This window comes from Pseudobutyrivibrio sp. AR14, from assembly GCF_900101325.1.
In the GTDB taxonomy this organism is placed as follows: domain Bacteria; phylum Bacillota; class Clostridia; order Lachnospirales; family Lachnospiraceae; genus Pseudobutyrivibrio.
Window position 1 is genome coordinate 43,063 of the sequence record NZ_FMUY01000014.1, and the last position, 15,205, is coordinate 58,267.

Genomic DNA, 15,205 nt, shown 5'->3' on the forward strand with positions numbered 1-15,205 from the left:
AAATAGTCGAACTAAATGACTATAATAAGTTTTGTACAAAATTATTTATTTTGTTTCAAAAAATAGGAGGGTATTAGAAATGGTTACTAGTGCAAAAATTACAGTTGACGACGTTAAGAAGTCAGCTGCTTCTGCAGCATCAGCAGTTAAGTCTGCAGCAGCAGAGGTTAAGAAGGAAGCTGCAACAGCTAAAAAGGCTGCTACAAAGACAGCAGCAAAAGCTAAGGCTACAGCTACAAAGAAAGCTACAGCAGCTAAGAAAACTGTTAAGAAAGCTACAGCTAAAAAAACTACAGCTAAGAAGAAAGTAGCTACTACAGCAGTTGTTCAGTATCAGGGACTTGAGTTCTCTGAGGCAGAGTGCTTAAAGAAAGCACAGTCAGCCTTCAAGAAGGATTATAAGGGAAAGACTCTTGAAGAGCTTAACATTTACATCAAGCCAGAGGAGCGCAAGATTTATTATGTTGCTAACAAAGATTGCGTTGGATCTGCAGATCTTTAAAATTTATTTAGGGTATTAATTTTAAATGTCGTAGCGCAGAGCTATACCGTATATACGGTATAGCTCTTTTTTTACTTAACTTGTAGAATCGTTTATAATAAAAAGAGATTTTTATTTGGAAGGATTTTTTATGAGTAAGGAATTATTAGAAAAGCTTCGCCGTTCTTATGAGGCGAATGAGTTTGTTAAGTACAATCACATCGTGATTGATGATATAGAAGTATCAGGAGCTACAGCTCATATAGATATTGTGCCTGAGACATTAAATGTTTTGGGAATAGCTCACGGAGGTGCACATTTTTCTCTGGCAGATACCTGTGCTGGTTATTCATCAAGGGCAGATGGAAGAGAGTATGTTACTCAGCAATCAAACTTTTATTTTCTTAAAGGTGCAAAATCAGGTAGAATTACTGCAAAGGGAAATGTCATAAAAAGAACTAGAAAGTTTTGCGTCGTAGATGTGGATGTGACTGATGATAGTGGTGAGCTAGTTAGTCGCGGTACATTTAATTATTACTGTGTTTCTGAGTAAAATATTATATAGAAAAGGAGAGTAAGATGAGTAGAAAAATTTTAGGTATTCTTTTAGCATGTGCTTTAGTTCTTGCAGGATGTGGTAATACAAATCCTACTGGGGATTCATCTCAGCCTAGTGAGAGCCAATCTGGTGAGTCTCAGTCCGATGGGGCAAAGCCAGAGGATGCGACAGGTGATGTAGTAGAGTATTCAAATGACCTGTTTAAAATCACGTTGCCAACTGAACTAGCAGACCTTGCAGAGGTAGAGACAGATTCTGACAAGATGTACATCTATTATAAAGAGGCAAAAGATGCTGGATTTTCCGGATTAGCATTTATGGTATGGGCTGCTGGTAGTCCTAGCGATTATGCAGGTGGGCCATATGAAAAAGTGGGCGAACTGTCTAGCGAAAATGGCGATATATACAATGTTGTAAAGGGCTATGCCACAGAGGTTCAGTGGGATTATAATGAGCCTGATATGCCAGAGGGCTTTGCTAAGCTCTACGATGCTGCAGATTCAGTAGTAGAATCCTTAGAAGGAATCAATGGATATACATATACCTATGAAGCTGGTACAAAAGGTGAGGATTTATACAACACAGTTTTATCTGAGTATGTAAAGGCTGTTAACGAAAAATGGGATGCTACAAAGCTTGAAGAAAAAAACATGAGTCCTGAATTCGCATATGCGATACATGAAATGGACAATCCACTTGAGCATATCGGATATGCGTATAAAGACATTAATATAGATGGTGTGGATGAGCTTTTTGTAGGCATAATCTATGACGATGATGAATTGCCGGGAGCAATCTATGATATCTATACAATTGTAGACAATAAACCTGCTCTTGTAGTTAGCGGCACAGCTAGAAATAGATATTACAATTTTGATAATCATTTTATTTCTAATGTATGGTCAGGTGGTGCTGGTTTATATGGTATAGGCATATATAATCTAGAGTCCAATTCAACTGAAATGATTTATCAATTTGGATATAAGTGTGATTACTATGAAAATGAGGATGGCGTATGGTATAAAACATACGACGGTGAGGAGTATGAGGCTGCGACAGATGAAGAGATAGAAACAGCAGAAAAATTGGAAGAGAAAAATGTAATGTTTGATTACACCCCTCTTGCAGATAATGAGGATGCCATACAGGCAGCAAATTTATAATAAAAATAATCGTTGTTAGCACTCTTGTTAAAAGAGTGCTAATTTTTTATTGACTTCTTATTTTTGCAGTATTATCATATATTTCAGTGAGAATAAAAGCTGTAGATAACAAGTTCTAATAATTTATAAGCCAATCATTTTAGATGAGCGGAGAAATATTAGGATTGTTAGCGTAACAGCTAATATCAAAGGAGTGATATATAATGGGAAACAAAAAAGGTAGTTTATCTATTACAAGCGAAAATATTTTTCCAGTGATTAAGAAATGGTTATACTCTGATCACGACATTTTCTATAGAGAGCTTATCTCCAATGGTTGCGATGCTATTACAAAGCTTAAGAAGCTTGATATGATGGGAGAGTATTCACTTCCACTTGACTATAAGGCAAAGATTCAGGTAGTTGTTAGCCCTGAGGATAAGACACTTACATTCATTGATAATGGTCTTGGTATGACTGCTGACGAGGTAGATGAGTATATTAACCAGATTGCATTCTCTGGTGCAACAGACTTCCTTGAGAAGTACAAGGACAAGGCAGACAGCGACCAGATTATTGGTCACTTTGGTCTTGGATTCTACTCAGCATTTATGGTAGCTGACGAGGTTCACATTGATACACTTTCTTACAAGGATGGAGCTACAGCAGTTCACTGGGAGTGTGATGGCGGTACAGAGTTCGAGATGAGCGATGGCGAGTGGGACCAGGTTGGTACCAAGATCACATTATTCTTAAATGAGGATTGCCTTGAGTTTGCTAACGAGTACAGAGCTCGTGAGGTTATCACAAAGTACTGTTCATTTATGCCTACTGAGATTTTCCTTTCTAAGAAGGATGCTCCAGAAGAGTACGAGACAATCGACGCAGCTGACAAGAGAGACACTGACAAGGTAATCGAGGAGATTCACGAGGAAGCTAAGTTCGAGGAGAAGGAAAATGAAAATGGTGAGAAGGAGCAGGTAGAGGTTTCTCCTGCCAAGGACAAGCTCAAGATTGTTAAGCGTCCAGTTCCTCTCAATGAGACACATCCACTTTGGACTAAGAATCCATCTGAGTGTACAGATGATGATTACAAGGCATTTTACAGAGATGTATTCCATGACTACAAGGAGCCACTTTTCTGGATTCACCTTAACATGGATTATCCATTCAATCTCAAGGGTATTTTATACTTCCCTAAGATTAATACAGAGTACGATTCTATCGAAGGTACAATCAAGCTCTACAACAATCAGGTATTCATCGCTGACAATATCAAGGAAGTTATCCCTGAGTTCTTGATGCTTCTCAAGGGTGTTATCGATTGTCCTGACCTTCCTCTTAATGTATCACGTTCTGCACTTCAGAATGATGGATTCGTTACAAAGATTTCTGAGTACATCACCAAGAAGGTAGCTGACAAGCTTACTGGTATGTGCAAGACTGAGAAAGAGTCATATGAGAAATATTGGGATGACATTGCTCCATTCATCAAGTTTGGTTGCTTAAAGGATACAAAGTTCTGCGATAAGATGAACGATTACATCTTATTCAAGGATATTAATGATAAGTACACTACACTTCCAGAGCTTCTTGTTAAGGAAGAGGAGAAAGCTACTGATGAGAATGGCGATGCTGTTGATGCAGAGGTTGTGGATGACAACAAGGATGCAGACGCGGCTAATAATGAGCCAGAGGACAAGAGAAAGACAGTTTACTATGTAACTGATGTTGCTCAGCAGGGCCAGTATATTAATATGTTCAAGGAGCAGGGCATGAACGCCGTTATCCTTGACCATGCTATTGATACTTCATTCATCACACAGCTTGAGCAGCGCAATGAGAACTACAAGTTCTGCCGTATCGATGCTGATGTAACAGATTCTATGGTTGAAGAGACTGCAGAGGATGAACTTAAGTCAGAGACAGAGACTCTTACTGAGGTATTTAGAAAGGCACTTAATAACCAGGGACTTGAGGTCAAGGTAGAAAAGTTCAAAAATAAGGACCTTTCATCTATGATTACTGTTTCAGAAGAGAGCCGCCGTATGCAGGATATGATGAAGATGTATGCTATGGGTGGCATGGATATGAGCATGTTTGGCTCAGCTTCAGAGACACTTGTTTTAAATGCTAACAATGATTTAGTCCAGTACATCATTAACAATAAGGATGGTGAGAATGTAGATGTATTTGCAGCTCAGCTTTATGATTTAGCAAAGATTGCCAATGCGCCACTTTCTCCAGAGGCAATGACAGAATTTGTTGCTCGTTCTAATAAAATAATGATGTTATTAGCTAAATAATGCATGAAAGCAAACTTGCAACTTTACACAGCGGCAGACGTAATTGTCTGCCGTTGTTTTATTATTTTGTGGATAACTTGATATTGTGCAGAATATTTCCCTTATATGTGTATAAATTGTGAAATAATTGTTGTAAAAGTATGTTTAATGCTATATATTAGAAGTGGTGGTAGTTTCTCAGTGGGGAATTATTGCTAATACGGGGAGACGAAAGTGGGGAAATTTATGGCTGCATCTAGTGCAAAGAAGTGGTGGAAGAACGCTATAATTTACCAAATCTATCCCAGAACCTTCTGCGATAGCAATGGTGATAATATTGGTGATATTCCAGGTATAATTTCAAAATTACATTATCTAAAAGAATTAGGAGTCGATGTAATTGCATTGGGTCCGATTTTTCCAAGCCCACGTCATGACAGTGGTTATGATACATCAGATTTCAGGGCGATTGATCCAGATTTAGGCACAATGGAAGATTTAGAGAGACTGCTTAGCCGTGCTAAGAGAGTCGGAATAAAAGTAATGATGGATATGTGCATTGCCAGCACTTCTGACGAACATTGGTGGTTCAAGAAGGCTTTAGAGGGCGATGAAAAATATATAAATTATTACTATTTAAGCGCATATAAGAGAAATAATTGGCGAGGTCTCAGGAGTCGCAGTGCATGGAATAAAGCTGAAAATGGTCAGTGGTATCTTAGCATAATGGGAAAGAATCAGCCTGATTTGAATTGGAGCAATCCTGATGTGTATGAAGAAATTGCTGATGCTATGCGATTTTGGCTAGATAAGGGTATTGCAGGCTTTAGGCTTGATACTATGAATATTATCTACAAGAATTCAATGGCTGATGGCGGATTTAATATCTTTGTTAAGGGTGGAGAGCACTATCTCTATACCAAGGGATGTCGAGATATAATTAAGAGATTAAATAAGGACGTTTGGTCAAAATATAAATGCTTTGTAATTGGCGAGGGAACATCTATATTCCCAGATGATTCGAAACATTTCTGTGAGGATGGTCTTGATGCAATATTCTTCTGCGGTCGAATAGACTCAGAAAGCAAAAAGGTTCAAAAGCTTCAGGCTCGTCGAAATAATAGAAAGCTTATTAAGTTAGTAGATAAAGGCCAACATACTCTTGAGACTCCTATTAATTATGTTGAAACAGGAGATTCTACCAGCTTTGCCAAGTACTTTGGCAATGACAAGGTAAACTGTTTGAATTTCGCTAAGGTATATACAGGAATGCATCTTTCGCTAGTGGGGATTCCATTTATTAATGATGGCGAATATTGTAGGGACCCAAAGGTGGAAGAAGACCCTACTAGTTTATACACTTTCACATCCAAGATGATTGAATTTAGAAAGAATTCAAAAGCTTTATCCGAAGGAGTATACCATAGAGTTGCAGCACCTTATGATGTTTTGATTTTTACCCGTGAGGCAAAAGAAGAGAGACTCTATATCTATTGCAATCTTACTCCATCAAGGCGACAGGTAGAATTCTACGGTGATAGAATAGTTTTCAGTACTTATGATTTAGACAGTGCGGAGCCATTCTTCCTAAAGCCTTATGAATTCCGCATAATAGCATCAAATATTTAAACAAAATAAATGCTCTGTTAAGCAACACGCCTAACAGAGCTTATTTTTTACTATGAATTTGATATTGGCTTATGCTTCTTTAAGGTTTTTGTTTGCTGTAGAAAGCATAAGTTTGATACGGTTAAGCTGATTTACCTCTGATGCACCTGGATCATAGTCGATTGCTACGATATTAGCATCTGGATGCTCATGGCGGATACGCTTGATTACACCCTTACCAACAACATGGTTAGGTAAGCATCCAAATGGCTGGATACATACGATGTTGCTAGCACCATTTTCGATAAGCTCTAGCATCTCGCCTGTAAGGAACCAACCCTCACCAGTCTGGTTACCAATAGATACGATTTCCTTTGCGGCATCTGCAGTATTGGTAATGTAAGCTGGAGCAGTAAATCTCTTTGATTTGTTGAACTCATCTCTTGCAGCGCTTCTAAGCCACTCAAAGAATTTGATTCCCATGTTGCATAAGAACTTAGTTTTCTTGCTTGAACCAAGATTCTCTTCCTTGAAGTTAGCGTTGTAGAAACTGTAAAGAAGGAAGTCTGTTAAATCTGGAACAACAGCCTCAGCACCTTCCTGCTCAAGAAGCTCAGCTAAGTTGTTGTTGGCAGCTGGAAGGAACTTAACAAGAATCTCTCCAACAATACCTACTCTTGGCTTAACAAGGCCCTCGATGATTGGAAGATTATCAAAATCTCTAATCATTTCACGGCAAAGCTTCTTAAACTTTCTATGAGAAAGCATCTTTTTATTAGAAACAAATTCGGTAGCTTTCTTTCTCCACTTATCATGTAGCTCATTTGTAGAGCCTGGAACTGCCTCGTATGGACGGATTCTGTATACACATCTAAGGAGGATATCTCCAAAGATTAGAGCATAGAAACCATGCTGTAAAAGGCTAAATGAAAGCTTAAATCCTGGGTTCTTCTCTAAACCGCTAAGGTTGAGAGAGATAACAGGTACATCTGGATATCCTGCCTTGGCAAGTGCACGACGGATGAATCCAATGTAGTTGGAAGCACGACATCCACCACCTGTCTGAGAAATCATAAGAGCAGTGTGCTTCATATCGAACTTGCCTGTATTAATAGCAGCCATAAGCTGACCAATTACCATAAGTGAAGGATAGCAAGCATCGTTGTTAACGTACTTAAGTCCCTCGTCTACACATGTACGTGTAGGAATATCTGGCACCACAAGATTGTATCCGGCAGCGTTAAATGCTGGCTCAATCAAATCAAAGTGGATAGGAGACATCTGTGGACAGAGAATTGTGTATTTCTCCTTCATCTCCTCTGTAAATATAACGCGGTCATAGCTTGCAGGTACGATTTCGCGAGTATCCTTTTTCTTTTTCTTGACGCGAAGTGCAGCAAGAAGAGAACGGATACGGATACGAGCAGCACCTAAGTTGTTAACCTCGTCGATTTTAAGGCAGGTATAAATCTTGCCTGAGTTTGTAAGAATATCAGCAACCTGATCAGTTGTAACAGCATCAAGTCCGCAACCAAATGAATTGAGCTGGATTAAATCAAGGTTGTCATGCTTTTTAACGTAGTTAGCAGCAGCATACATACGTGAATGGAACATCCACTGATCCATTACGATAAGAGGTCTTTCTACTTCTCCAAGATTTGAGATAGAATCCTCAGTTAAAACTGCAATACCATAGCTATTTATAAGCTCAGGAATACCATGATTGATCTCAGGGTCTACGTGGTATGGACGGCCTGCAAGTACAATACCGTGCTTTCCAGTCTCCTCCAGATATTTGAGAACTGCCTGACCCTTAGCATACATATCATTTCTGAAATTCTCCTGCTCTAACCAAGCGGCGTGAGCAGCATTTCTAACCTCAATAGCACCGATATTAAACTCATCAGCAAATACCTTTACAAGCTGATTTGTAAGAATATCTTCGCTTGAAAATGCCATAAATGGATTAAGGAAACGAACCTTTCCTGATGTAATCTCATCCACATTGTTTTTAATATTTTCAGCGTATGAAGTAACGATAGGGCAGTTGTAGTGGTTGTTTGAATCAGGGAATTCATTTCTCTCGTATGGAACACATGGGTAGAAAATGAAATCTACATTCCCTTCATTAATAAGCCACTGTACATGACCGTGAGCCATCTTAGCTGGGTAACACTCTGACTCAGATGGGATAGATTCGATTCCAAGCTCATATACCTTGCGGTTAGAACGAGGAGAGAGAACAACTCTGAATCCAAGTTTCTTAAAGAATGTAGCCCAATAAGGATAATTCTCATAGAGATTCAATACTCTAGGGATACCTACAGTACCACGAGTGCATTCCTCTTCTGAAAGTGGCTCGTACTCAAATAATCTATTGTATTTGTAATCGTATAGATTAGGAATATTTTCTTTGTTTTTAACTCCACCTGCACCCTTTTCACAACGGTTTCCAGTGATGAATGAACGTCCGCCTGAGAATCTGTTGATTGTAAGGAGACAGTGGTTAACACATCCCTGGCAACGAGTGAGCTTAGTATCAAATGTAAGATTGTTAATCTCATCGATTCCAAGTGTTGTAGTTGTAGGATTCTCCTCGTAGCGCTCCTTAGCAATAAGAGCACAACCGAAGGCACCCATGATACCTGCAATATCAGGACGAACTACGTCGACACCTGCTACCTTTTCAAGGGAGCGAAGTACCGCATCGTTGTAGAATGTACCACCCTGAACAACGATATTTTTACCAAGCTCTGAAGCATCAGAAAGCTTGATTACCTTAAATAATGCATTTTTAATAACAGAGTAAGCAAGACCAGATGAGATATCAGCAACTGATGCGCCTTCCTTTTGAGCCTGCTTAACTTTTGAATTCATAAATACAGTACAGCGTGTACCAAGATCGATTGGATTAAGTGCAAAAAGCGCCTCTTCTGCAAAATCCTGAACACTAAAATCAAGAGATTTTGCAAATGTCTCGATGAAGGAACCACAACCTGAAGAACATGCTTCGTTAAGCTGTACACTGTCAACTACGCCATTTTTGATGCGGATACACTTCATATCCTGACCACCGATATCAAGAATACAGTCAACATCTGGATTGAAGAATGCAGCTGCATAGTAGTGAGCGATAGTCTCTACCTCACCGTCATCAAGCTGAAGAGCAGCCTTTAAAAGTGCCTCGCCGTAGCCTGTTGAGCATGAGTGAACGATGTGAGTATCCTCTGGCATAATAGAGTAGATTTCCTTAAGTGCCTTAAGAGATGTGGCAAGTGGACTACCATTATTGCTAGAGTAGAATGAATATAATAGCTTGCCATCGTCACCTACAACTGCAAGTTTTGTAGTTGTAGAACCGGCGTCGATACCAAGATATACATTACCGTGATAATTAGCTAAGTCACCCTTTTCTACCTGAGCCTTAGCATGTCTATCCTTGAACTGTCTGAAGTCTTCCTCAGACTCGAAAAGTGGCTCAAGTCTGGCAACCTCAAAGTCCATCTTAATACCCTCAGAGAGCTTGTCGATAAGCTGATCCATAGGCATTGTTGATTCTTCTTTTGAATTAAGAGCAGAACCGATTGCAGCGAAAAGATGAGAGTTGTCAAGCAAGATTGCGTGCTCATCATCTAATTTAAGAGTGCGAATGAATGCCTCTCTAAGCTGGTCAAGGAAATGAAGTGGACCACCTAAGAAAGCTACGTGACCTCTGATAGGCTTACCACAGGCAAGACCAGAAATAGTCTGGTTAACAACAGCCTGGAAAATAGAAGCTGAAAGGTCTTCCTTAGAAGCTCCCTCGTTGATAAGTGGCTGAATATCAGTCTTGGCAAATACACCGCAACGAGCAGCGATAGGATAAATAGCCTTGTAGTCCTTGGCATATGTATTAAGACCAGGTGCATCTGTCTGAAGCAAAGAGGCCATCTGATCGATAAATGAACCTGTACCGCCTGCGCAGATACCATTCATTCTCTGCTCTACATTACCATTTTCAAAATATATAATCTTTGCATCCTCACCACCTAGCTCAATAGCTACATCTGTCTGTGGTGCGTAGAAAGTAAGTGATGTGGAAACTGCTATAACTTCCTGAACAAACTCTACTCCAAGATGCTTAGCAAGTGTAAGACCACCTGAACCGGTAATCATAGGCTTGACATCTATTGTGCCAAGTTTTGATTTTGCCTGTGTCAACAGGTCTGTAAGAGTCTGCTGGATGTTGGCAAAGTGTCTCTGATAATCTGAGAATAAAATTTTGTTGTCATCATCTAAAACAGCTATTTTAACAGTTGTTGATCCGATGTCGATTCCGAGTTTGAATAAATTGTTTTTCATAATTGTGATTATTCTTTCCTTATTAAATACATTTTTCCAACTTTACGTATTATAAATGTACTGTAGGAAAATAACAATAAACAAAATATTAAATTTGTTAAGATTGGGCTTGCATAATTATGTAAATAGTTGTATAGTTTTTCACAAGACAAAGGCGTCTAAAGAAATTCCCGAAGTGGGAGTTTCTTTAGACGCCTTTTTTCGTGCATATAAATATGCCGTTTAGAGATACATTTAAGTGGAAGGAGTAGCAAACATGGATAATCAACAGATGGGATTGTATAGTCCCGAGTTTGAGCACGACAACTGTGGTATCGGAGCCGTGGTTTCCATCAAAGGAATCAAGACTCACCAGACAGTGTCAGATGCTCTGAAAATTGTAGAGAACCTTGAGCATAGAGCTGGTAAAGATGCTCTTGGTGAGACTGGAGATGGAGTAGGTATTTTACTTCAGATTTCCCATAAATTCTTTTCTAAGGTAACTAAGGAAATTGGAATTTCCATTGGTGGTGAGAGAGATTACGGCGTTGGTATGTTTTTCTTCCCTGGTGAGGAGTTGAAGAGAAAACAGGCCATGAAGATGTTTGAAATCATCGTGGAAAAGGAGAATCTTCAGTTCTTAGGTTGGAGACAGGTTCCTACAAAGCCAGAGATTTTAGGTAAGGCGGCTGTTGATTGCATGCCAACAATATATCAGGCTTTTATTAAAAGACCTGCAAATTGTAGTAAGGGACTTGATTTCGATAGAAAGCTTTATGTGGCTCGTCGTGTATTTGAGCAAACAGCAGAGGATACCTATGTAGCTTCTCTTTCAAGCAGAACTATCGTATATAAAGGAATGTTCCTTGTAAATCAGCTTAGACTTTTCTTTGCAGACTTACATGATGAGGATTACGAGTCAGCTATTGCTACAGTACATTCTCGTTTTTCTACTAATACAAATCCATCATGGGAGAGAGCCCATCCAAACCGCTTTATTGTACATAACGGTGAGATTAATACAATTAAGGGTAATGCTGATAAGATGCTCTCTCGTGAGGAGACAATGGTTTCTCAGGTTCTTGAGCCAGAGATGTCAAAAATTACACCAGTATGCAATCAGGCTGGTTCCGATTCAGCCATGCTTGATAATGCCCTGGAGTTCTTAGTAATGAATGGCATGCCACTTCCTCTTGCAGTTATGATTACTATTCCTGAACCATGGGTAAAAAATAAGGCAATGGATCAAGCTAGACGTGACTTCTATCAGTACTACTCAACAATGATGGAGCCATGGGATGGACCAGCATCTATTCTTTTCTCTGACGGCGATATTATGGGTGCAGTCCTTGATAGAAACGGACTTCGTCCATCTAGATATTACATTACAAATGACGATTATCTTATCCTTTCTTCAGAGGTTGGTGTGCTTCCAATTCCTGAGAGCAGAATTAAATTAAAGGATAGATTAAAGCCAGGCAAGATGCTTCTTGTTGATACAGTTGAGGGTAGACTTATTGATGATAATGAGTTAAAGGCTACATATGCAGCTAGACAGCCTTACGGTCAGTGGCTTGATGCTAATCTTGCTCATTTGGCAGATATTAAGATTCCTAATGAGTCTGTTCCAAAATATTCTCCAGAGGAGAGAGACAGACTTCAAAAGGCCTTTGGATATTCTTATGAGGAAATCAAAGATTCAATCCTTCCAATGGCATTAAATGGTGGTGAAAATACTGGCGCAATGGGTATCGATGTACCTCTTGCTGTTCTTTCAGAGAATCACCAGCCACTATTTAACTACTTTAAGCAGCTTTTTGCCCAGGTAACAAATCCACCAATCGACTCAATCCGTGAGGAGATTGTTACCGCTACAACTATATATTTAGGTACTGCTGGAAATGTGCTTGAGGAAAAGGAAGAGAACTGTAATATGTTACAGATTAATAATCCTATCCTTACAGTAACTGATTTGATGAAAATCAAGTCAATGAATGTGCCAGGTATCCATGCAGAGACTGTGCCTATCACATACTACAAGAACACTTCTCTTGAGAAGGCTATTGATCACCTTTTCGTAGAGGTAGATAGAGTTAACCGTGAGGGTGCTAACATCATCATTCTTTCTGATAGAGGTGTGGATGAAAATCACGTTGCAATCCCTTCACTACTTGCTGTTGCAGCAGTTCAGCACCATTTGGTACAGACCAAAAAGAGAACTAGCCTTTCAGTGATTTTGGAGTCAGGTGAGCCACGTGAAGTTCATCACTTTGCAACTCTTTTAGGCTATGGTGCTTCTGCTATCAATCCATATTTAGCTCAGGAGACAATTGGCGAGCTCATTGAAAAGGGGCAGCTTAAAAAGGATGTTCACGCAGCTATTGATGCGTACAATGAGGCAGTTATTTCTGGTATCATCAAGATTGCATCTAAGATGGGTATTTCAACAGTACAGTCTTATCAGGGAGCCAAGATTTTTGAGGCTATCGGTATTAGCTCAGATGTTATTGATAAATATTTTACTGGCACAATCAGCCGTATCGGTGGAATCACAATAGAGGATATTCAGGCTGATGTGGAGATGCAGCATTCAAAGGCATTTGATCCACTTGGATTATCTGTGGATGAGACACTTGATTCTAGAGGTCAGCACAAGATGCGCTCAGGTGCAGAGGAGCATCTATACAATCCAGCTACAATTCACCTGCTTCAGCTTTCTACTAGAACAGGCGACTACAATACATTTAAGGAATACACAGCCCTTGTGAATAAAGAGGATGCTGTGAGAAATCTTCGTGGATTAATCGACTTTAAATATCCAAAGAAGGGTATAAATATTGATGAAGTTGAGTCTGTTGACTCAATTGTAAAGAGATTTAAAACAGGTGCCATGAGTTATGGTTCTATCTCAAAAGAGGCTCATGAGACTATGGCAATTGCCATGAACATGCTTCAGGGTAAATCAAACTCTGGTGAAGGTGGCGAGGAAGAAAGCCGCTATACAGTTGGCCCAGATGGACTTAATCGTTGTTCTGCAATCAAGCAGGTAGCATCAGGTCGATTTGGTGTTACTAGTAGATATTTGGTTAGCGCAAAGGAAATCCAGATTAAGATGGCACAGGGTGCTAAGCCTGGTGAGGGTGGTCATCTTCCAGGAAAGAAGGTATATCCATGGATTGCAAAGACTAGACTTTCAACTCCAGGTGTAGCTTTAATTTCTCCACCACCTCATCACGATATATACTCTATTGAGGATTTGGCAGAGCTTATTTATGACCTTAAAAATGCCAATAAGGATGCCCGTATTTCAGTAAAGCTTGTATCAGAAGCAGGCGTTGGAACTATTGCCTCTGGTGTTGCAAAAGCAGGTGCTCAGGTAATTCTTATTTCAGGTTACGATGGAGGAACTGGTGCAGCTCCTAAATCATCTATTCACAATGCAGGTCTTCCATGGGAGTTAGGACTTGCTGAGGCTCATCAGACACTTGCCATGAATGGACTTAGAAATAAGGTTGTTATCGAAACAGACGGTAAGCTTATGAGCGGACGAGACGTGGCTATTGCCTGTGCACTTGGTGCAGAGGAATTTGGATTTGCTACAGCTCCACTTGTAACTATGGGATGTGTAATGATGCGTGTATGTAATCTTGATACATGTCCTGTAGGCGTAGCTACTCAGAATCCAGAGCTTAGAAAGCGTTTTGCTGGTAAGCCAGAGTATGTAGTTAACTTTATGAGATTTATCGCTCAGGAGCTTAGAGAATACATGGCAGAGCTTGGCTGCAAGACTGTAGATGAGCTTTGCGGTAGATATGACCTTCTGAAGCTTAAGGATGTTGATGAAAGCAAGCGCATGGGCAAGGTTGATTTGTCTGCAGTTGTATCTAATCCACATCCATATGAGAAGATTGAGTACAACAAGAAAAATGTATTCAACTTTGAATTAGAGAAGACAGTAGATGAGAAGGTTCTTTTAAAAGAGCTTAAAAAGGCTATTTCATCTGGTGCTAAGGGTGAGGTTGACGTTCAGGTTTCAAATGTGGACAGATCCCTTGGAACGCTTTTAGGTGCACAGCTTACCCGTCAGTATGGTGAGACTCTTGAGGAGGATAGCTATGTAGTAAATTGCCATGGTGCAGGTGGTCAGTCATTTGGTGCTTTTGTACCTAAGGGACTTACACTTAAGCTTGAGGGTGATTCTAATGACTACTTCGGCAAGGGACTTTCAGGTGGAAAGCTTGTGGTTTACCCTTCTAAGGATGCTACATACAAGCAGGATGAGAATATTATCATCGGTAATGTTGCTCTCTATGGAGCTACATCAGGAAAGGCATTTATAAATGGTGTGGCAGGCGAGCGTTTTGCAGTTCGTAATTCCGGAGCAACAGCAGTAGTAGAAGGCTGTGGTGACCATGGTTGCGAGTATATGACAGGTGGTAGAGTTGTTGTTCTTGGTACAACCGGCAAGAACTTTGCTGCAGGTATGTCAGGTGGTATCGCCTATGTACTTGATGAGGATGCCACATTATACAAGAGACTCAATAAGTCTATGGTTAGCCTTGAAACTGTTACAGACAAATATGATGTTCTTGAGCTTAAGAGCATTATTGCAGAGCACGTGGCAGCAACTGGCTCTGTAAAGGGCAAGGAAATCTATGATAATTTCAGTGATTATCTGCCTAAGTTTAAGCGAATAGTGCCATTTGATTACAAGTTAATGATGCAGACCATTGTCCAAATGGAGGAAAAGGGATTGTCATCAGAACAGGCACAGATTGAAGCGTTTAATCTTTTGATGGGAAGGAGATAG

Annotated in this window: 7 protein-coding genes; 6 read left to right on the forward strand and 1 reads right to left on the reverse strand. The window is 39.8% G+C overall.

Features of this window, described 5'->3' with window-relative positions; genetic code table 11:
- Nucleotides 1-79 precede the first annotated feature (79 nt).
- From BLP50_RS11810 to BLP50_RS11830, 5 genes are all read left to right on the forward strand, one after another.
- Complete coding sequence (locus BLP50_RS11810; protein WP_090154989.1) at nt 80-502, forward strand: DUF6465 family protein; 423 nt, start codon at nt 80-82, stop codon at nt 500-502.
- Nucleotides 503-632: 130 nt separating this feature from the next.
- The gene (locus BLP50_RS11815) at nt 633-1,034 is read left to right on the forward strand and encodes a PaaI family thioesterase (protein ID WP_090489242.1); all 402 of its coding nucleotides are present in this window, start codon (nt 633-635) and stop codon (nt 1,032-1,034) included.
- Nucleotides 1,035-1,060: 26 nt separating this feature from the next.
- On the forward strand, nt 1,061-2,203 hold the full coding sequence (locus BLP50_RS11820; protein WP_090154993.1) for a hypothetical protein: 1,143 nt from the start codon (nt 1,061-1,063) through the stop codon (nt 2,201-2,203).
- Between the two features lie 203 nt (nt 2,204-2,406).
- Nucleotides 2,407-4,488, forward strand: coding sequence for a molecular chaperone HtpG (gene htpG, locus BLP50_RS11825; protein ID WP_090154995.1), 2,082 nt, complete (start codon nt 2,407-2,409; stop codon nt 4,486-4,488).
- Between the two features lie 213 nt (nt 4,489-4,701).
- Nucleotides 4,702-6,096 carry an alpha-amylase family glycosyl hydrolase gene (locus BLP50_RS11830; RefSeq protein WP_143001147.1) on the forward strand — a complete coding sequence of 465 codons (1,395 nt, stop codon included), beginning with the start codon at nt 4,702-4,704 and terminating at the stop codon, nt 6,094-6,096.
- A 69-nt stretch (nt 6,097-6,165) separates the two neighbouring features.
- Here the strand turns inward: BLP50_RS11830 and BLP50_RS11835 are convergent, their stop codons facing one another.
- A complete protein-coding gene (locus tag BLP50_RS11835) occupies nt 6,166-10,416 on the reverse strand; it encodes a 2-hydroxyacyl-CoA dehydratase (protein WP_090154999.1) in 4,251 nt (1,416 codons plus the stop codon).
- A 256-nt stretch (nt 10,417-10,672) separates the two neighbouring features.
- Between BLP50_RS11835 and gltB the strand changes: the two genes are divergently transcribed.
- The gene (gene gltB, locus BLP50_RS11840; protein ID WP_090155001.1) at nt 10,673-15,205 is read left to right on the forward strand and encodes a glutamate synthase large subunit; all 4,533 of its coding nucleotides are present in this window, start codon (nt 10,673-10,675) and stop codon (nt 15,203-15,205) included.